This is a genomic window from Streptomyces camelliae, assembly GCF_027625935.1.
Taxonomy (GTDB): domain Bacteria; phylum Actinomycetota; class Actinomycetes; order Streptomycetales; family Streptomycetaceae; genus Streptomyces; species Streptomyces camelliae.
Genome location: NZ_CP115300.1, coordinates 1,085,351 through 1,104,058 on the forward strand (window position 1 = coordinate 1,085,351; position 18,708 = coordinate 1,104,058).

At 71.6% G+C, this 18,708-nt stretch carries 17 protein-coding genes and 1 riboswitch; of the genes, 6 read left to right on the top strand and 11 right to left on the bottom strand.

The genetic code is table 11. From position 1 onward, the window contains the following. Positions 1–105 precede the first annotated feature (105 nt). Positions 106–1,308 carry a Gfo/Idh/MocA family protein gene (locus O1G22_RS05140; protein ID WP_270080190.1) on the top strand — a complete coding sequence of 401 codons (1,203 nt, stop codon included), beginning with the start codon at positions 106–108 and terminating at the stop codon, positions 1,306–1,308. 19 nt (positions 1,309–1,327) lie between these two features. Here the strand turns inward: O1G22_RS05140 and O1G22_RS05145 are convergent, their stop codons facing one another. Beyond that, positions 1,328–2,023, bottom strand: a complete 696-nt coding sequence (locus tag O1G22_RS05145; RefSeq protein WP_270080191.1) for a L,D-transpeptidase — start codon at positions 2,021–2,023, stop codon at positions 1,328–1,330. Positions 2,024–2,247: 224 nt separating this feature from the next. Here O1G22_RS05145 and O1G22_RS05150 point away from each other — a divergent pair, with 224 nt between their 5' ends. Beyond that, positions 2,248–3,636 (top strand): pyridoxal phosphate-dependent decarboxylase family protein, encoded by a 1,389-nt coding sequence (locus tag O1G22_RS05150; protein ID WP_270080192.1) that lies wholly within the window; start codon positions 2,248–2,250, stop codon positions 3,634–3,636. Between the two features lie 89 nt (positions 3,637–3,725). Here O1G22_RS05150 and O1G22_RS05155 read toward each other — a convergent pair whose 3' ends face one another. From O1G22_RS05155 to O1G22_RS05180, 6 genes are all read right to left on the bottom strand, one after another. Then, entirely contained in the window at positions 3,726–4,640 is a 915-nt protein-coding gene (locus O1G22_RS05155) for an SDR family oxidoreductase (protein ID WP_270080193.1), read from the bottom strand. A gap of 95 nt (positions 4,641–4,735) precedes the next feature. Further along, positions 4,736–5,110, bottom strand: a complete 375-nt coding sequence (locus tag O1G22_RS05160) for a DUF4180 domain-containing protein (RefSeq protein ID WP_270080194.1) — start codon at positions 5,108–5,110, stop codon at positions 4,736–4,738. Between the two features lie 43 nt (positions 5,111–5,153). Continuing rightward, entirely contained in the window at positions 5,154–5,783 is a 630-nt protein-coding gene (locus O1G22_RS05165; protein WP_270080195.1) for an MBL fold metallo-hydrolase, read from the bottom strand. Beyond that, positions 5,783–6,868, bottom strand: a complete 1,086-nt coding sequence (locus O1G22_RS05170) for an S-(hydroxymethyl)mycothiol dehydrogenase (RefSeq protein ID WP_270080196.1) — start codon at positions 6,866–6,868, stop codon at positions 5,783–5,785. Before O1G22_RS05170 ends, O1G22_RS05165 begins: the two co-directional genes overlap by 1 nt. 112 nt (positions 6,869–6,980) lie before the next feature. Further along, on the bottom strand, positions 6,981–7,148 hold the full coding sequence (locus O1G22_RS05175; RefSeq protein ID WP_270080197.1) for a hypothetical protein: 168 nt from the start codon (positions 7,146–7,148) through the stop codon (positions 6,981–6,983). 739 nt (positions 7,149–7,887) lie between these two features. Then, the gene (locus O1G22_RS05180) at positions 7,888–8,184 is read right to left on the bottom strand and encodes a hypothetical protein (RefSeq protein ID WP_270080198.1); all 297 of its coding nucleotides are present in this window, start codon (positions 8,182–8,184) and stop codon (positions 7,888–7,890) included. Between the two features lie 172 nt (positions 8,185–8,356). Between O1G22_RS05180 and O1G22_RS05185 the strand changes: the two genes are divergently transcribed. Together O1G22_RS05185 and O1G22_RS05190 are read left to right on the top strand one after the other, a co-directional pair. Then, positions 8,357–8,722: a nuclear transport factor 2 family protein gene (locus tag O1G22_RS05185; protein WP_270080199.1), complete on the top strand. Its 366-nt coding sequence runs from the start codon at positions 8,357–8,359 to the stop codon at positions 8,720–8,722. A gap of 272 nt (positions 8,723–8,994) precedes the next feature. Continuing rightward, positions 8,995–9,076, top strand: a riboswitch (ZMP/ZTP riboswitch). 24 nt (positions 9,077–9,100) lie between these two features. Then, on the top strand, positions 9,101–9,946 hold the full coding sequence (locus O1G22_RS05190) for a bifunctional 5,10-methylenetetrahydrofolate dehydrogenase/5,10-methenyltetrahydrofolate cyclohydrolase (RefSeq protein ID WP_270080200.1): 846 nt from the start codon (positions 9,101–9,103) through the stop codon (positions 9,944–9,946). A 13-nt stretch (positions 9,947–9,959) separates the two neighbouring features. Here O1G22_RS05190 and O1G22_RS05195 read toward each other — a convergent pair whose 3' ends face one another. Continuing rightward, positions 9,960–11,930: a ricin-type beta-trefoil lectin domain protein gene (locus O1G22_RS05195; protein ID WP_270080201.1), complete on the bottom strand. Its 1,971-nt coding sequence runs from the start codon at positions 11,928–11,930 to the stop codon at positions 9,960–9,962. 221 nt (positions 11,931–12,151) lie between these two features. On the opposite strand from O1G22_RS05195, the gene O1G22_RS05200 reads away from it, so the two are divergent. Next, on the top strand, positions 12,152–13,381 hold the full coding sequence (locus O1G22_RS05200) for a glycosyltransferase (protein ID WP_270086335.1): 1,230 nt from the start codon (positions 12,152–12,154) through the stop codon (positions 13,379–13,381). 85 nt (positions 13,382–13,466) lie between these two features. On the opposite strand, the gene O1G22_RS05205 is transcribed toward O1G22_RS05200, so the two are convergent. Continuing rightward, complete coding sequence (locus O1G22_RS05205; RefSeq protein ID WP_270080202.1) at positions 13,467–14,492, bottom strand: alcohol dehydrogenase; 1,026 nt, start codon at positions 14,490–14,492, stop codon at positions 13,467–13,469. Positions 14,493–14,656: 164 nt separating this feature from the next. After that, positions 14,657–15,319: a TetR/AcrR family transcriptional regulator gene (locus O1G22_RS05210; RefSeq protein ID WP_270080203.1), complete on the bottom strand. Its 663-nt coding sequence runs from the start codon at positions 15,317–15,319 to the stop codon at positions 14,657–14,659. 139 nt (positions 15,320–15,458) lie between these two features. Here O1G22_RS05210 and O1G22_RS05215 point away from each other — a divergent pair, with 139 nt between their 5' ends. Then, positions 15,459–16,703: a YncE family protein gene (locus O1G22_RS05215; RefSeq protein ID WP_270080204.1), complete on the top strand. Its 1,245-nt coding sequence runs from the start codon at positions 15,459–15,461 to the stop codon at positions 16,701–16,703. Between the two features lie 75 nt (positions 16,704–16,778). Here the strand turns inward: O1G22_RS05215 and O1G22_RS05220 are convergent, their stop codons facing one another. After that, positions 16,779–18,644: a cellulase family glycosylhydrolase gene (locus O1G22_RS05220; RefSeq protein WP_270080205.1), complete on the bottom strand. Its 1,866-nt coding sequence runs from the start codon at positions 18,642–18,644 to the stop codon at positions 16,779–16,781. Positions 18,645–18,708 lie beyond the last annotated feature (64 nt).

An 18,708-nucleotide genomic window follows, 5' to 3' on the forward strand; every position in this document is an offset into this window, starting at 1 on the left:
TCCTCCTCACAAGTAACTAGGACATCCTATTGCGCACAGAGCATGCCGCAGAAGCTTCCATCCGCCTCTTGACGGGCAGATTCTTCCGCAACAAAAGTAATGGGCATGACTTTCTCTCTCGGCATCGTCGGCGCCGGACAGTTCTCCGGTCAGTTCGCCGCACTGTTCCAGGCCCATCCCGGCGTCCGTGACGTGTATGTCACCGACCTGCTGCCCGAGCGGGCCGAGCGGCTCGCCGCCGCGCAGGATCTCGCCGGCACCTTCCCGTCGTACGAGGCCATGCTGGAGTCGGCCGCGGTCGACGCGGTCGCGGTCTTCACCCAGCGCTGGACGCACGGCCCGCTGGTCCTCAAGGGCCTCGGCGCCGGCAAGCACGTGTACTCCGCGGTCCCCATGGCCGTCACCACCGAGGAGATCGCCGCGATCATCGACGCTGTCCGGGCCACCGGGCTGACGTACATGATGGGCGAGACCAGCCAGTACAACCCGGCAACCGTGCACGCCCGCAACCAGATCGCCGAAGGCGCCTTCGGCCGCCTCTTCTACGCCGAGGGCGACTACGTCCACGACATGGACCTCGGCTTCTACGACGCCTACAAGTACAGCGGCGGCGACGACTGGAAGGTGACCGCCAGCTATCCGCCGCTGCTGTACCCGACGCACTCGGTGGGCGGGGTGCTCGGGGCCTGGCGGACGCACGCGGTGAGCGTGTCGGCGATCGGCGTGCGGGACGATCGCGGCGACGGCGTTTTCGACCGTTCGGTCAGCCAGTTCGACAACGACGTGTCCAACGCGACCGCTCTGTTCGAGGTGGCGGGCGGCGGATCGTTCCGCACCAACGAGTTCCGGCGGGTCGGCTATCCCTCGCACATTCGCGAGTCCCGGTTCCGGTTCTTCGGCACCGAGGCCAGCATGGAGCAGTTGGCGACGGTGGCGCTGTGGCAGGACAAGAACGGGGTGAAGGACATCAGCGAGCTGCTGGAGCCCAAGCCCACGCTGTCCCCCGACGACCCCTCGCTGGCCCACGTCGCGCCCGAACTGCGGGCCGCCTTCACCTCCGGCTCGGCCCCGGTGCACGACCGGGCCCGGCTGCCGCGGGAGTTCGACGAGCTGCACAACGGCCATGAGGGCAGCCACCACTTCCTGGTGGACGACTTCGTGACCGCGGTCAACACCCGTTCCCTGCCCTCGGTGAACGCATGGGTGGCCGCCCGCTACACCCTGCCGGGGATCATCGCGCACGAATCGGCCCGGCAGGGCGGGGTACGGCTGGCGATCCCCGACTTCGGGGACGCGCCCGAGGCGTGACGTCCCGGGCGGCGACGGCTCAGGTGCCCGGCTTGCGGCCGTACACGAAGACGTCGTCGCCCGTCCTCAGCAGTGACCAGTACGACGCGGCGTCCTTGCTCGTCATGTTGACGCAGCCGTGCGAACCCGGCGGGTTCCACATGCTCAGACCGACCGAATGGAAGGCCTGGCCGCCGTCGAAGAACTGGCTGTAGGGCATCGGCACGTTATAGACGGTCGACACGTGGTGGAGGTCCCGCCAGTAGATCTTCTTCAGACCGGTGCGGGTGGCAAAGCCCTTGCGGCCGGTGCGGACGGGCACCGGTCCGTAGACGAGCTTCCTGCCGTCCTGGATCCAGCTGAGCTGGAGCGTGAGGTTCACGCAGGCGATCCGGCCCTTGTTCACAGGGCATCGGCCGTCCTTGTTCGGGTTGTTCCCGACGGCCTTCTGCTTGTTCATCAGGTCCATCACGCCCCAGGTGACCGATCCGGCGTAGCCGATCGCGGGCGTGATGCCGTGCTTGTTCTGGAAGGCCTGGATGGCCCTGCAGTCGGCGGCGGACTGCCTGCCGTCGACGGGCCGGCCGAGGAACTTCTCCACCTGCTTCTGATACGGCCCCGTCTGCGTGGTACAGCTCGCCGCCTGGGCCGGCGCCGCGGTGAGGGCGAGCGTGAGCGGCGCCACCAGTCCCGTGACGCCCAGCGCGACGACGCCGCGTCTGCGTATGTCCCCCATAGGTCTCCCCTTCTCCCCTTGTTCTCCCCATGGCACCCGGGGCATGCCCCAGGTGCTGTGTACGCGCTTCCCCGGATGTCGGACTGCTAGACCTGCGCGGGGGCCTGGGGGTTGTGGTTCCGGTCAGGCTGTGACGAAACGATGAACTTCGCCCCATGCACCCGGTCCACTTTCCCCGAATTGGACCGGGCGTCCGGCTCCCCCGACGATCTACGCTCCGGCACATGCATCCCACCCTCGCCGACGATCTCTCCCGGCTCCCCGAAATCCTGCAGTCCGCCCGCGACGTGGCCGCCCGTGAAGTGGCCGGGATCGGCGAACGGCCGGTCGCCGTCGCCGGGCCGGCACCCGACGCCGCTCGGCTGCCGGAGCACGGCGCCGGCGCGGACGCGGCGCTCGCGTCCTTCACCGAGCGGTGGGCGCCCGGGTTCTCCGGGTCCGCCGGACCCCGGTATCTCGGGTTCGTCACCGGGGGTGCGACGCCCGCGTCGGTCGCCGGGGACTGGCTGACGTCCGCGCTGGACCAGAACGTGTCGGGGGCGGGCGGTTCCTGGGCCCAGGAACTGGAGCGGGAGACCGTGGCCTGGCTGCGCGAGCTGTTCGGGCTGGGCGAGGAGCACAGCGGGGCGTTCGTGACGGGGGCCACCGCCTCCAACACGGTCGGGCTGGCGATCGGCCGGGAGTGGCTCGGCGAGCGGCTGGGCGTGGACGTCTTCCGGGCGGGTGCGGCCGCGCTGGGCCCGGTCGACGTGCTCTCCGGCAGCCCGCACTCCAGCGTCACGAAGGCGATGTCGGTGCTGGGCATCGGCCGGGACCGGCTGCGCCCGGTGCCGCTGCTGCCCGGCAACCGGGAGGCGGTGGACGTGGCCGCGCTGGAGGCGGCGCTCGCCGAGCGCGAGGGCCGGCCGGCGATCGTCGTCGCCAACGCGGGCACCGTGAACACCGTCGACTTCGACGATCTGCGGGCGATCGCGGCGCTGAAGGAGCGGTACGCCTTCTGGCTGCACGTGGACGCCGCGTTCGGCGGCTTCGCCGCGCTCTCCCCCGACCTCGCCGGCCTGGTCGACGGACTCGACGCGGCCGACTCGGTCTGCGTGGACCTGCACAAGTGGCTCAACGTCCCCTACGACGCGGCCGTACAGTTCACCCGGCGGCGCGACCTTCAGGTGAAGGTGTTCCACAACGCGTCGCCGTATCTGGGCCTGCCCGACGGCGAGCCCGACTTCCTGCATCTGACGCCGGAGAACTCGCGACGGCTGCGCGCACTGCCCGCGTGGTTCTCGCTGGTGGCCTACGGGCGCGCCGGGCACCGGGAGATCGTGGAGCGGAACGTGGCCCTCGCCCGCCGGCTCGGCGCGGGCATCGAGGCGCTGCCGGGGCTGCGGCTGCTGGCACCGGTCCGGCTCAACGTCGTCTGCTTCACCCTCGCCGAGGACCCCTCGCCGGAGCGGGTCGCGGCGCTGGCCCGGGCGGTCGAGGCGTCCGGGGAGGCGTATGTGACGCCGACCGTGTACGGCGAAGTGCCCGGTCTGCGGGCCGCGTTCAGCAACTGGCGCACCACCGGCGCCGACACCGAGCGCGTGCTGGCGGCGCTGGCGAAAGCCTCGGGGTGACCTTCAGATGAGGTGGCGGCCGTGCGGAAGCCGGCGTGCGCGACGGCGGCCTCCACGGCGGCACGGCCGCCCTTCTCGGCGGGACCGGCTCACCGGTATCCGGTGGCGTCCGCAGGCCGGCCCGCTTCGTGCACCTCGACGAGGTAGCGCCAGGCGTCGGGACGGCTGCCGTCGAGGTCGGTGAAGCCGTACTCCCGCGCGAGTCCGCCGCTGGACAGCGACTGCCCGTTGAAGCGGGCCACGCCGGGATCGGCGGCCAGGGCGGCGACGGCGCGGCCGGCGAAGCGCGGGGTCTCGGAGATGACGAAGTGCGGTTCCTTCACAAGGGCGTCACGCCAGTTGTCCTCGCGCACCCCGTACAGGTCGAGCATCAGCTCGGAACGGAGCCAGCCCGGGGTGAGCGCGACGGCGGTGGCGCCGCGCGGGCCCAGCTCGTGGCCGAGGGCGAAGGCCATGCGCAGCACGGAGGCCTTGGCGAGGTCGTAGAAGAGGTTCACGCGGTAGGTGTCGCGGTTGTACTCGGCGGTGCCGTCGGTGACCTCCACGACCAGCCCGCCGGGCCGACGCAGCAGCAGGGGCAGCGCGTAGTGGCTGGTCACGGCATGTGTCTCGACCCCCAGCCGGAGGAGCCGGAGCCCGCCCGCGAGGTCGTGCTCCCAGACCGGGGTGTCCCACTCGAAGAGTTTCTCCCCGCCCCAGATGTCGTTGACGAGGACGTCGAGGCGGTCCTGCTCGTCGGCGATCCGCTCCACCAGGGCCCGTACGGCCGCGTGTTCCAGGTGGTCGACGGGCACGGCGATGCCCTGTCCGCCCGCCGCGGTGACGAGGTCGGCGGTGTCCTCGATCGTCTCGGGGCGGTCGTACTCCGAGCGCCGGGCGCGGGTGCTGCGGCCGGTGACGTAGACGGTGGCGCCGGCCGCGCCGAGTTCCACGGCGATGCCGCGTCCGGCCCCCCGGGTCGCCCCGGCGACCAGCGCCACCTTGCCCTGCAGCGGTCCTGACATGTCCGGCCTCCTGTGCGGTACGACTGCGGTACGACTGCTGTCGTCCCCACTCTCACGGGAAAGCCGGACACCTTCTGTCGGTATTGGCCGCGGATTCAGGTGCGGAGTCGCTCGTCCAGCTCCGCCGCGTCTGCGACGAACCAGAGTTGGCTGCCCTGGTTGGACTCGTACACGAAGTCCCGCAGGGCGTCGCTCGCCGCTACGTGGGCCGAGATGTCGCCGAGGACGGCGAGCCGCAGCCGGTAGTTCACGAACTTCTGCACGACGTCGCCGGCGACACCGGAGCGCAGCCGGAAGAACTCGTCCGATATCCGCTCCACGGGCACCACGACCAGCTCCGCCTCCTGGCCGAAGGCGTCGCCGATCAGGTCCAGTGCCGCGCGCTCGCCGTCCAGGAGCGGGCCGTCGGGTGCGCAGCGCAGGACGCGGGTGCCGTGCAGGGTCTCCAGCGTGTTCGGGTGCGTGGTCATGATCGTGATCGTACGGGCGTACCGGCTTCGGCCGTACCGGGTTTCAGTGCCCGCGCTTGATCCACTCCTCCAGGTGGGGTGCCTCGGCGCCGATGGTCGTGGAGTCGCCGTGCCCGGTGAGGACCTTGGTCTGCGGGGGCAGGGTGAGGAGCTTGTCGCGGATGGAGTCGATGATCGTCGGGAAGTGGGAGTAGGAGCGTCCGGCGGCGCCGGGGCCGCCCTGGAAGAGGGTGTCGCCGGTGAAGACGACACCGAGTCCGGGGTCGTGGAGGCAGACCGCGCCGGGGGCGTGGCCCGGGGTGTGGAGCACGGTGAGGTCGGCGCCGGCCGCCTCGATGACCTGGCCGTCGAGAAGAGGCCGGTCGGGGTCGCGGTGCGGGTGGGTCTGCTTCCACAACGGCAGGTCATCGGGGTGCAGCCAGATGACGGCGCCGGTGAGGTCGGCAAGGGCGGGGGCCGCGTCGATGTGGTCGTTGTGGGCGTGGGTGCACACGATCGCGGTGAGCCGGCGGTCGCCCACGGCATGGGCGATGGCTTCCGCGTCGTGGGCGGCGTCGATGACGACGGCCTCGTGGTCGTCGCCGACGATCCAGACGTTGTTCTCGACGTCCCAGGTGCCGCCGTCGAGGGTGAACTGGCCGGAGGTGACGAGGCGTTCGATGCGGGCGGTCATCACAGCACCACCACCGAGCGCAGTACGTCGCCGTGGTGCATCCGCTCGAACGCCTTCTCCACCTCGTCCAGTTGGATCGTCTCGGTGACGAACGCGTCGAGCGGCAGCCGCCCTTGCAGGTGCAGGTCGATCAGCATGGGGAAGTCACGGGAGGGCAGACAGTCGCCGTACCAGGAGGACTTCAGGGCGCCGCCGCGGCCGAAGACGTCCAGCAGGGGCAGTTCGAGCTTCATCTCGGGGGTGGGCACGCCGACGAGGACGACGGTGCCGGCGAGGTCGCGGGCGTAGAAGGCCTGGCGGTACGTCTCCGGGCGGCCTACGGCCTCGATGACGACGTCGGCGCCGAAGCCGCCGGTCAGCTCGCGGATCGCCTCGACCGGGTCCGCCTCCCTGGAGTTGACGGTGTGGGTGGCGCCCAGGGTGCGGGCCTTGTCCAGCTTGCGGTCGTCGATGTCGACGGCGATGATCTTCGCCGCGCCGGCGAGGTTCGCCCCGACCACGGCCGCGTCGCCGACACCGCCGCAGCCGATGACGGCGACGGAGTCGCCCCGGCCGACGCCTCCGGTGTTGATGGCCGCGCCGATGCCGGCCATGACACCGCAGCCCAGCAGGCCGGCGACCGCCGGGGAGACCGCCGGGTCGACCTTGGTGCACTGGCCGGCGGCGACGAGCGTCTTCTCGGCGAACGCACCGATGCCGAGCGCCGGGGACAGCTCCGTGCCGTCGGTGAGGGTCATCTTCTGCTTGGCGTTGTGGGTGTTGAAGCAGTACCAGGGCCGCCCGCGCAGACAGGCCCGGCACTGGCCGCACACGGCACGCCAGTTGAGGATGACGAAGTCACCGGGTGCCACGTCGGTGACACCCTCGCCGACGGACTCCACGACGCCGGCGGCCTCGTGGCCGAGGAGGAAGGGGAAGTCGTCCGAGATGCCGCCCTGCTTGTAGTGCAGGTCGGTGTGGCAGACACCGCAGGCCTGGACGCGCACCACGGCCTCGCCTGGTCCCGGGTCCGGCACCACGATCGTCTCGACCCGTACGGGCTCGTCCTTCCCCGGTGCGATCACGCCGCGGACTTCCTGCGCCATGGCCTGGCCCTTTCTATCGATTGCCTTCGCTGCCGACCCTACGCGTGACCGCTCGGTAGCGGGACGGACCACGGCGGTGAGCGTGGATCTTTCCGGCCGCCGCCGGCCTCCGTCAGGTCTCCGGCTCGTCGAGGAAGTGGCTGGCGTGCTTCAGCTGGAACGCCCTCCGTTCCCGCGGGCCGCGTCCGGCGAGAACAGGCCGGACTTGGCGGCCGCACTGGACGAACCGCATTCCTGCCTCCCGGTGTTCGCCGAGGCGCTGGATGACATCCGCGCGCACGCCTCGACCCGCATCTCCAACTCCCGCCGGTCTGTGTGATGTCCGCGGCCGACGGCACCCGCAGGTGTCGTGCCGGACGTGGTCTACGGGCAGGGGCCGGGCGGATCGCCGCCGCGTGCGCCGCGGGCGTGTTGTCCCTGGCGGACGCCTGCCACGCCGTCGGCACCCTGGCCCGGCTCCTGGGCGGCCCGCCCGACCCGGCACCGAGCCGTCCCGGCATGGACGGCGTCCTCGGCGCGTACGGCCGGACACTCGCCACCCTCCACCCGCGCACCTCGTGCCGCCCGCTCGTCTGCGACGGCAGCACCCGCCCGGTGGCGCCGAGACCGCCGAGCCGGAGCTCCGGGTACGGCGCCCACCGCCGCGGTTCGCGGACATGGCCGGCGTGCTGCACCGCGCCGTGGTCCGCACCTGGCTGGAGCTGGGGCCGGGCGCTCGTCCGCCTGCTCCGCGGCTGTCTGCCGGACGGCACGGTCTCGGCGTGCGCGCTGCCCCGGGACTGGGCGGCGCTGCGGGCAGGGCCGCCGGGCGCAGGGTCCGGGGACGACGGCAAGCGGTGGGGGGCCGGTCCGGGAAGGTCACCTCGTGCAGGCCGCGCTCGGGAGGGTCAGGCAGACGTGAGGGCCGCCCCGTCGGGACGGCCCTCGGTGTGTCCCCGTCGGGACGGCCCTCGGCATGTCCCGGTCGGGACAGCCCTCGCGGCGTCCCTGTCGGGACGGTCCGCGGATCTGCGGGCGGGTCAGGCCTCGACGGCCGGCAGCAGGCCCGTCACGGGGGCCGCGAGGTCGGTGACCTGGTGCAGCTGGTTCAGCTTGCTCACCTGGTTCAGCCCGCGCATCTGCTCGGAGACGCGCGGGACCTGGGCCTTGTGCGCGGCGGGGATGTCGCTGACGGTGAGCGAGTCGAGCATGCCCATGGGGCTGATCCGCCCGAGGGGCGCTGCGCTCGCGTCGGCCGCGTTCGCCATCGGGGCGGCGAGGGCCGTGACCCCGGCGGCGAGGCCGAGGGCGGCGACGATACGTCGTGTTGAGATCATGCCTTCAGCAACGGCCCCGGCCCCCGGCCGGACACGGGCGGCGGCCCGCGCTCACTCGTGAGGCGGAGCCCATCGGCTGCGCTTGCCGTGGCCGCCGGGCCGGAGGAGTCTCGAAGGGTGAGGCCCACGCGGTCCGCTTCACGCGGGCCGCGGGCGCCTGAAGGAGGTCACCATGGGCACCACGGCAGGTTCCGCCTTCGACACCGAGACACTGCGCCGGGCCATAGAAGGGAACACCGGCAACTCCCTGCTCGCGCTCTACACCGACGACGCGGACATCCGTATCGTCGACCACAACCACCAGCCAAGCCACCCCACGGTCCTGCACGGCCGGGGCCAGATCGCCGAGTTGCTGGACGACATCTACAGCCGCGACATGACACACAAGCTGGGCCACTGCGTCGTCCAGGGTGATCATGTCGCCTTCACCGAGACCTGCCAGTACGGCGACGGCACCCGTGTCCTCGCCGAGTCGATGCTCACGCTGCGCGACGGCAAGATCGCCGACCAGCTGATCATCCAGGCCTGGGACGAGTAGGCGCACCCCGGCATGACAGGCGCCGGAAGGAGAAGTGCGAGGGTCCAGGTCACCTCCAGGCTGACCTGGACCTTCTCTGCCCACGCGCGCCTGGGCGGGCTGCGGCTGCGGTCGGTGCGGTCGATGCTGGGGGCCGCGTGCCCGCACCCGGTGCGCTCGGCGCGCTCGGTGCTGCGAGCGGCGCGCCCACGCCCGCTGCCGTGCGCCCGCAGGCCCCGGCACCGCTGAGCCACCCGCCCGGGACGGGGTCGTACGTGCGCTCGGCTACCCTGTACGCGGGCCGTGACTGGCGCTGAGGTGGAGTACCACCGGGGAGCGGCCCTGAGGTGGATGCCGCGCGCCTGGGCGAGAGAGTCGATCCGCTCAGGAGTGTGCAGCATGACCCAGGCCCGTCTCATGGACGGCACCGCCCTCGCCCGCCGTATCGTCGAGGAGACCGCGAAGAAGGCCGCCGAGCTCACCGCGCGGACCGGTGTCACCCCTTGTCTCGCGACCGTGCTGGTCGGCGAGGACCCGGCATCGGTGACGTACGTCCGGATGAAGCAGAACCGCTGTCGCACGGCGGGGATCGCCTCCCGTCACGTGGCGCTGCCCGCCGCCACGACCACCGCCGAACTCGTGGGCACGCTGAGGGAGTTGTCCGCCGATCCGACGGTGCACGGCATCCTGCTGCAGCACCCGGTCGGCGACCACGTCGACGAGCGGGCCGCGTTCGAGGCGATCGCGCCGGAGAAGGACGTCGACGGGGTCACCTTCGCGTCCTTCGCCACGATGAGCTTCGGTCTGCCGGGCTTCGTGTCCTGCACGCCCGGCGGGATCATGCGGCTGCTGGACGAGTACGGCGTCGACCCCGCCGGGAAGCGGGCCGTGGTCGTGGGCCGCAGCGCGATCCTCGGCAAGCCGGTCGGCATGCTGCTGCTGGCCCGGGACGCCACCGTGACCTACTGCCACTCGCGCACCGCGGACCTGTCGGCGGCGGTCCGGGAGGCCGACATCGTCGTCGCCGCCGTCGGCCGGCCCCGGCTGATCCGCGGGCAGGACATCAAGCCCGGTGCCGTCGTGATCGACGCGGGCTACAACCCGGGCAACGTCGGCGACGTCGACTTCGACTCGGCCGTGGAGCGGGCCGCGCTGATCACTCCGGTGCCGGGTGGCGTCGGTCCGATGACCATCGCCACCCTTCTGGAGCAGACGGTCGCGGCCGCCGAGGCGACGGCCGCGTAGGAGGCCCCGGCGCTCAGGTCCGGGACCACTTCTGGTTGTCCTGCCCGTTGCAGGTCCACAGGACCAGTGACGTGCCGTTGCCCGTGGCCGCGTTGTAGGCGTCCAGGCAGAGTCCGGCGTGGACGTTGGTGAGCGTGCCGTCGGCGCTCAGTGTCCACTTCTGGTTGTCCTGGCCGTTGCAGTCCCAGAGCACGACCTTGGTGCCGTCGGTGGTGCCGAGGTTGTAGGCGTCGAGGCACTTGTCGCCGTAGACCACCAGTTCCTTGCGGGAGGTGTACGTCCAGGCCTGGTTGGCGCCGCCGTTGCAGTCCCACAGCTCGGCCTGCGTGCCGTTGGTGATCGTGTTGTCGTAGATGTCCGCGCAGCGCCCGGACTGCTTGCCCACCAGCAGCGTGCCGTTCGTGCCCGGAAGGGGGCGGACGGTGAGGGCGCCCAGGGCCGGACCGCCGCTCACCGCAAGGGAGTTGGCGGCTCCCTTGGTGAGGTTCACCTGGACCGAGACCGTGCCCTGGGCGGCACCGGTCGGCGGGAAGGAGACCGCGGTGGCGGTCTGCCCGTCGACCCGGAGCGTGCCGGTGACGGGCGTGGAGCCGGTGTTGGTGTAGGCGATGTCGACGACGTCGAGTCCGGTGCTCGCGGCGCTCACCCCGGTGAACGTGCCGGTGGAGGTGGCCGTGTAGCCGCTGCTCGCCGCCTCGGTGCCGCTCACTTTGAGCATGACCGAGCCGCCCGCCGGGACGCTGGTGGTGTAACTCGTGGCGTACGAACCGAGGTTCGCCCGCGCCCACAGGTCCCGCACGCTCGCCGTGGCGCCGGTCAGGCCGAGGTCGGACCAGCGGACGGTGATGTTCTGCGTGGTGGAGGTGCGGTTCAGCAGCACCACGGCCCGGTTGCCGGTGCCGGCCAGGACCTTGCCGTAGACCTGGAGTCCGGTGGTGTCCTCGGCGACCTTGACGCCCTGGAGGCCGCGCGGGTCCTGGTCGACGGCGACGACGTCCGGGTTCGTGAGGATCCCGGCGGTCTCGCTCGTCATCGTCGTCAGGTCGTTGCCGGCCAGCAGCGGGGCGCCGGAGATCGCCCACAGGGCCATGTGGGTGCGGTTCTGCGCGGCGGTGAAGCCCGGCATGCCGGTCATCAGCATGTCGGGGTCGTTGTAGTAGCCGGTGTGCTGGGCGGCCGGGTGCTGGGCCTGGTCGAAGTTGGACAGCATGTTCGCCTGGGAGGGTGCGTTGCCGTAGTAGATGATGTCCGTGCTGGTGCGCCACATGGTGGCGAGGCCGGGCGCCCAGTTCCAGGGGTTCTGCTTGCCCCAGTTGCACACGGAGAGGGTGAGCGGGCGGCCGGTGGCCGCGGTGGCGTCGGTGACGGCGAAGCTGATCGCCTGGTACGTCGTCGCCGCGTTCAGTCCCTCGGCGTCGCCGCCGCACCAGTCGACCTTGACGAAGTCGAAGCCCCACTTCGAGAACTGGAGCATGTCCTGGTCGTAGTGGCCCTCGCTGCCGGTGTTCGGGGCGGCGGGGCGGCCGGTCGGGTAGTAGTAGCCGCAGCCGTTCTTGCCGGCGTCGGTGTAGATGCCGGCCTTCAGGCCCTTGCTGTGGATGTAGCCGGCGATGGCGCTCATGCCGCCGGGCCACTCACCGGTGTCGACGGTGATGTTGCCGGCGCTGTCGCGGGTGCCCTGCCACCAGCCCTCGTCGATGTTGATGTACTTGTAGCCGGCGGCGGGAAGGCCTGCCGCGACGAACGCGTCGACCTGCTGCTTGATGACGTTGTAGTCGATCTTCGCGGCGAAGCTGTTCCAGGAGGCCCAGCCCATCGGCGCAGTGGGCACGGGGATCTGACGGACCGTCGCCGCCTGGGCGGTGCCCGGCTGGGCGAAGAGCAGAGCGGCGGCCGCGGTCAGGGCCAGGACCAACGCGCGTACGGCGGTGGTTCTGCAGCGGCGTACGAAGCCTTCGGCGGTCGGACGGGGTGGGGGGTACATCGGCGCCTCCGCGTGCGGACGGATTCCACGCTGATCGACAGGGCGTGCGTTCGATATCCCGGACATAGATCGGTGAATCGAACGTGTCGCGCGCCGACGGTAGAGCCGCACGAGGGTGAAGTCAACGGCTGCGGCAGAGGTGAACCGGCCGTCCACGCCGGGCATTTCGGCCCGCGCGGGGCGCGCTGCCGCCATACTTGGTCATCGTGCGCATTGCGATCATGACGGCCGGTTCCCGGGGCGATGTCGCCCCCTACACCGGGCTGGGACACCGACTCGCGCTCGCCGGGCACGAGGTCACCCTGGTCACCCACGCACGCTTCGAGCCTCTGGTCACGGGCTCCGGCATACGGTTCCACGGGCTGCCCGTCGATCCGCGGGCGGAGCTGGAGTCACCGCGCGGCCGGGGTCTGCACCGCAGCGCGAGTGAGGCCACGAAGCTGCTGCGCCTTGCGGACCTGGCCCGTCGGGTCGTCGGGCGGATGACCGAGGACCTGCTCACGGCGGCCCGGGACAGCGAGGTGCTCCTGCTGTCCGCCTCCCTGGCCCCGCTCGGCCACACGATCGCTGAGGGCCTGCGACTGCCGAGCATGGGCGTCTACCTCCAACCCCTCTGCGGCACCCGGGAGTTCGCGCCGCCTGTCCTCGGCGGCGGCTCCTGGGGGCCGACGGCCAACCGGGTCGCCGGGCACGGGGTCTGTCTCGCCACGGAACACATCTTCAGGCACGCCGTACCCGGGCTGCGCAGGCGGCTCGGGCTGCCGGCGCTGCGGGCCGGTGCCGCACTGCGGGCCCGGGAGCGACGCCTCTGGCCGGTGCACCACGGCTTCAGTCCTCTGGTGGTGCCGCGCCCCCGGGACTGGCGGCCGCGCCTCACGGTGAGCGGCTACTGGTGGCCGTACGACACGGAGGACCAACTCCCCTGCAAGCTACGGGAGTTCCTGGACTCGGGCCCTGCGCCGGTCTTCGTCGGGCTGGGCAGTGCCACCGTGCCGGACGCCGGGCGGCTCAGCGCCCAGGTGGTCGCGGCGCTGCGGCGGGCGGGGCTGCGCGGGGTGATCCAGCGCGGCTGGGGCGGGCTCGCGGCCGACGGCGACGACATGCTGACCATCGGCGACGTGCCGCACGCGCTGCTCTTCCCCCGCCTGGCCGCCGTGGTCCACCATGCGGGCGCGGGCACGACCGCGGCGGGACTGCGCGCCGGGGTGCCGGCCGTGCCGGTGCCGGTCCAGTTCGACGCGGGCTTCTGGTCCACCCGCCTGATCACCCTGGGCGTCGCCCCCGCCGCCGTACCCCTGCGGCGCCTGACCGTGGACGCCCTGTCCTCGGCCCTGGTACGAGCCACGCGCGAGCCGGTGTACCGGGACCGCGCCCGCACCCTCGGCACCCGCATCCGCGCCGAGGACGGCGCCGCCCCGGTGCTGGCCGCACTGGAGCGGCTGGGCGGCTGAGCCGCGCGACCCGGCCGGGAGCGGCCGCGGCGGCCGGCTCCGGCGTGCGCCGTCGGTGCCGGCCACCGTGGCCCCTGCCCGAAAGTCAGCTGTACGTGAGTACCATGCGGAAGCGGGCGCCGCCCGAGAGCATCTTCTGGAAGGCGCCGCCCACATCGTCCAGCGGCACGGTCTCGGTCATCGGACGGATGCCGTGCAGGGCGCTGAACTCCATGGTGTCCTGCACGTCCTGCGCGGTGCCGGAGGGGTGGCCGCGCACGACGCGGGCGCCCATGATCAGCTGGAGCGGGCTGATGCCCATGGGGTCGGGATCCGCGCCGATGACGACCAGTTCGCCGCGCGGTGCGAGGCCGTCCACGGTGGCCGTGATGGCGGCGGAGTTGCCGGCGGTGGCCAGCACGACGTTCGCGCCGCCCAGAGACTGCAGGGCCTCGGCGACCGGCGTGTCCGCGGTGCTGTCGATGTAGTGGTGGGCGCCCAGCCGCTTGGCGAAGTCGGCCTTCTCCGCGCCGCGGGCGATCGCCACGGTCTCGAAGCCCATCGCCGCCGCGTACTGCACCCCGAGATGGCCGAGGCCGCCGAGGCCGAGCACCGCGACCAGGTCGCCCGGCCGGGCGGAGCTGCGCCGCAGCCCGTTGAACGTGGTCACGCCCGCACAGGCCATCGGCCCGGCGTCGCTCGCCGCGAGCGCGTCCGGGATCCGGGCCAGGGCGTCGACGGGCGCGATCACCTTCTCCGCGAAGCCTCCGTCGTAGGCCCACCCGGGCACCTTCAGGCTCGCGCACAGGATGAAGTCACCCTTGCGGCACGGCTTGCAGTGCCCGCAGCTGCCGCCGAACCAGCCGACCGCCACCCGGTCCCCGACCTGCCAGCCCGCGTCCTGCGCGCCCGCGCCGAGCGTCTCGACGTGCCCGGCGATCTCGTGCCCGGGGACCTCGGGGAAGGTGATGCCCGGCATCGCGGCGTGCACGAACATGGCGTCGCTGTGGCAGATGCCGCACGCCTCGACGGCGATCCGCACCTGGCCGGGCCCCGGCTCCGGCACCTCGCGCTCCGCCAGCTCGAACGAACCGCCCGCGCTCATCACCTGCGCGACTCGATAGGTACTCATCACACGCTCTCCTGTGTCTCGCGGTGTGCCGGCCGCTGCGGAGCACGGGTACGACCGCCCCCGCACCAGCAGACCAGCTCCGGGCCGATCCCGCGCGCCGAGCGATACGAAACGGGCCTTGACCTGGGACGACAGGGGAAGGGCCACGTCACCCGGGTCACGGGTCATGCGGCCCGGGGGCGCCAGCCTTCCGGCCGGAGCATCCCCAGCAACAGCCGCACCAGCTCCTCCACCAACTCGTCCAGCGTGGCGTCCACCCAGCCGGCGCTCCAGTCGTGCAGGAGGCCGTTGACACTGCCGATGAAGGCCGTGGCGGCGAGCCGGTAGTCCCGGGGCGCCGCCTCCCCGCGCACCACGGCCGCGTCCGCCTCGGCGCGGATGAGGTCGACCCAGCGGGCCCGGCGGGCCAGCCGCTGCTCCTCCAGGCGAGGGCTGACGCCGACGATCTCCACGAAGGTGATGCGGATACGGCGCGGGTCGCAGGTGACGTCGGAGGCGTAGGCGCGGAAGAGCACCGCGGCCCGTTCGGCCAGCGGCAGGCCGTCCGCCCCGGCGAGGGCCGCCAGCACGGCCTGTTCGGCCCAGCCGTTGACCTCCAGGTGCAGCGCGGCGAGGACGTCCTCCAGGGTGCGGAACTCCTCGTAGAACTGGCGCGTGGACAGGCCGGCGGCCTGGCTGAGCGCGGCGACCGTCGTCCCCCGGTAGCCGGGGGCGCCGCCGAACAGCTCCATGGCCGCGTCCAGGAATCGCCGGCGCCGCTCGGCCTGCCGCTCCTCGGCGGATCTGCCGCCGTAGCGGCCCGTCGGAGCCCTGAGCCTGCCCGTCACGTCTCCCCCTCCGTCCGCCGTCCCGACCCCAATCTTGTCGTGCACACCTCTTGTCGAGTAACCGGCCCTCTCCTTACTTTTCAGTAAGTTCACTGTGAATGCGCCCGTGTTCAGATTCCCCCGAGGAAAGAGAGCAGTCATGCCTGCCTCCAGAACCAGGCACCTGTGCTCCGTGGCCGCCGCCCTCGCCCTGACCGTCGCCGGACCGGCGACGGCCGCCTCCGCCGCCGACGACGGCCTGCGCGAGGTGATGTTCGTCGGCAACAACTGGGACGGCACCGCCGATGTCATCAAGTCCTCCGGCGACTTCGCGAAGATCGGCCGGATCAACGTCATCCCCGACAAGGCGGAGCGGCTCGCCGAGATCAACGCCGATCCGATCAAGTGGATCTACTACACGTCCATCCGCGACCAGGTCGGCCAGGGGCACGACCAGTACGTGGACGACATGTACTCCACGCCCGACGGCCGGTCCGTGGTCGTCTCCCGGCCGAGCTTCGCCGACGTCGTCTCCATCGACCTGGCCACCGACAAGGTCAACTGGCGCTTCCCGGTGGCCGGTTACCGCGCCGACCACATGGCGGTCTCGCCCGACGGCACCCGGGTCGCGGTGTCGGCCTCGACCGCGAACAAGGTGCAGGTGCTGGACATCGACACCGGCAAGGAACTGGGCGAGTTCGACACCGGCGACAAGCCGCACGAGAATTTCTTCACCAATGGCGGCACATACATCTGGAACATGTCCATCGGCGAGGTCACCACGTCCCTCGACGCGCCGGGGTGGGACTGGACCAAGGGCGACCGCCACATCACGATCGTCGACGCGACCACGTTCAAGCAGGTCAAGACCATCGACATGCGGCAGCGGCTGGACGCGATCGGGCTGAAGGACTTCTCGGACGCGGTCCGGCCCGCCGCCTTCACGCCCGACTGGTCCAAGCTGTACTTCCAGGTGTCCTTCTTCAACGGCTTCCTGGAGTACGACGTGGCCGCCGACAAGATCACCCGGGTGAAGACACTGCCGGAGAACCCGGCGACCAACCCGGACCGCACCACCTGGCTGCTGGACTCGCGCCACCACGGTATCTCCATGAACCCCGAGGGCACCAAGCTGTGTGTCGCCGGGACCATGGACAACTACGCCACCGTGGTCGACCGGGCCTCCTTCGACGTCGGCCCGCTCATCACCGCGTCGACGCCGTACTGGGCGACCGTCAGCGGCGACGGCAAGGACTGCATCATCTCCGAGGCCGGCGCCGACCAGGTCACGGCCATCGACTTCGCGACCGGTCAGAAGGTGCTGTCCGTTCCGGTCGGCGACCATCCGCAGCGCGTCCGGCTGGGGCACGTCCAGGCCGACTGGACGAGTCCGAGCGGGAGTTGAGCGCCGGCGGCCTCCGGGGTTCCCCCACCCCCACCCCACCCCGGAGGCCGTACGGCTTCTTTCCGTTCAGGCGTCTCAGAAGTGCGCCGCCGCCCACGCGGCCAGCTCCGACCGGGCCGCGCTCAGCAGGTCCGCCGAGGGCGCCGCGGCCCCGTTGGTCACCAGCGCGTAGTGCAGGGTCCCGGAGTCGGGGTCGGTGAGCAGCAGCCGGCGACTGCCCGTGCCGCCCGGTTCGGGGGCGACGGCGACCGGTGTGGACGTGGTGTAGGCGGGCGGACCACAGACCGTGCCCAGGTCGGAGACGACGGTGGTGGACGCGGTCGGGAAGGACGCCGGCAGGTGCAGCTCGGTGGGCGCGGAGCCGTCCCCGGAGCGCCACACCAGCAGCCCGTACTGCCCGGAGCCCACCAGCCGGGCCACGTTCGGCAGCGAGCTCGGCACCGGGTTCCAGGTGAGGGTGGTGGAGCCGTCGCGGGAGCGGTCCTCGTAGGTGAAGGCCAGCGTCGTGCCGGCCGTGGCGCTCGGGTAGAGGCGGTCGAGCAGCCGGGCGTCCTGACGGAGGGTCACCTGGCCGGAGCCGTCGAGGCTCACGGCGGAGAGGTCCTCGTCGTTCCAGGCGTCGCCGGTGGTGAGGACCTTGTCGGGGTTGCCGTTCATCAGCTCGTGGTGCCGGCCGTTGTAGATGTCCCACTGCCACTGGGTGCCGGAGAGCACCGGGCCGGAGGCGCCCGGGTTCGACCACCAGCTCGCGCCCGGCAGACGGGAGTCCAGGGCCTGGTACATCGCCTTCAGGACGGTCGGCGCCTTGTCGGACACCGTGCCGGACAGCGGGTGCCCGAACTCGCTGACCACGGCCGCGGTACCGGCGGACGCGGCGCGGTCGCGGACGGTGGCGAAGTCGGAGGCGTACTGGCCGTCGGCGGCCTTGCCCCACATCAGGATCCCGGAGATGGCCTTCTGGTCGTAGAAGTGGGTGTTGAAGACATAGCCCGGCCCGAGGGTGCCGGCGTCCAGCAGGCCGCCCTCCTGCTTCTGGGTGGAGATGTTGGCGTTCCAGAAGAGGTTGGGCTCCACGAAGGCGGGCTTGTCCTGCCAGCCGGCCGCGTCCATCCGGGCGCGGAACTTCACGTAGAACGGCCACAGCAGATCGCGTTCCCAGGTACGGGAGGTCTGCCCGGAGTCGTAGCTGCCCGCGTACGGCTCGTTGTACGGGTCGAAGCCGGTGATGCCCGCGAACTCCGCGCTGCTCAGGTGCTGTTGGAGGTAGGCCATGGTCGCCTGGGCGGTGGTGAGAAAGGCGTCCTGGAGGCCGTGGTTGTTGTGCCAGAAGTCGTACTGCGCCTGCTGCACAGCCGCGTTCTGGGTGATGCTCTGGCCCCAGAAGAGGCAGATCCCGCAGGACTCGGCAGGGTAACTCCCCGCGTCCACAGCCCACTTGGGGGCGCCATCGCCGGTGTACCAGCTGCCCGTGTTGAACAGGTGGCGGGAGTAGAGGTCCTGGTGAAAGTCGGGGAAGACGCGGATGCCCTCGTCCAGGAAGGCGCGCATCTGCTCGGTGACGGCGGCCAGGTAGGCGGTGTCCACCTGGCCGCGTGCGGGTTCGGCGTGGGCCCAGGAGAGCAGGAAGCGGACTGCGTCGCCGCCGCCGAGGGCGCGTAGCGCGGTCGCGGACGTGCGGGCGTCGGCGACGGAGGCGAACGGCAGCCCGCTGTTCTCCTCCAGTTTGGTCTCGCCGGAGACGTTGTAGCCGCGCAGGACGATCTCGCGCCCCTGGCCGTCGGTGAAGCGGCCGCCCCGCACGGTGAGCGGGGAGCCGTCGAACCAGAGGGAGTCGGAGGGAAGAGCCGAGGTGCCGGCGGTGGCAGGCGGAGCACCCGCCACCGTCAGGAATCCGCTGAGGACGACCAGGACAACGAGCAGACGTGCCCGGATGTTCGACATGTCCACCACAGTCCGGCCCGCCGAAAGCGACGTCAATACCACCTGACTCAGAAGTAAGTTGACT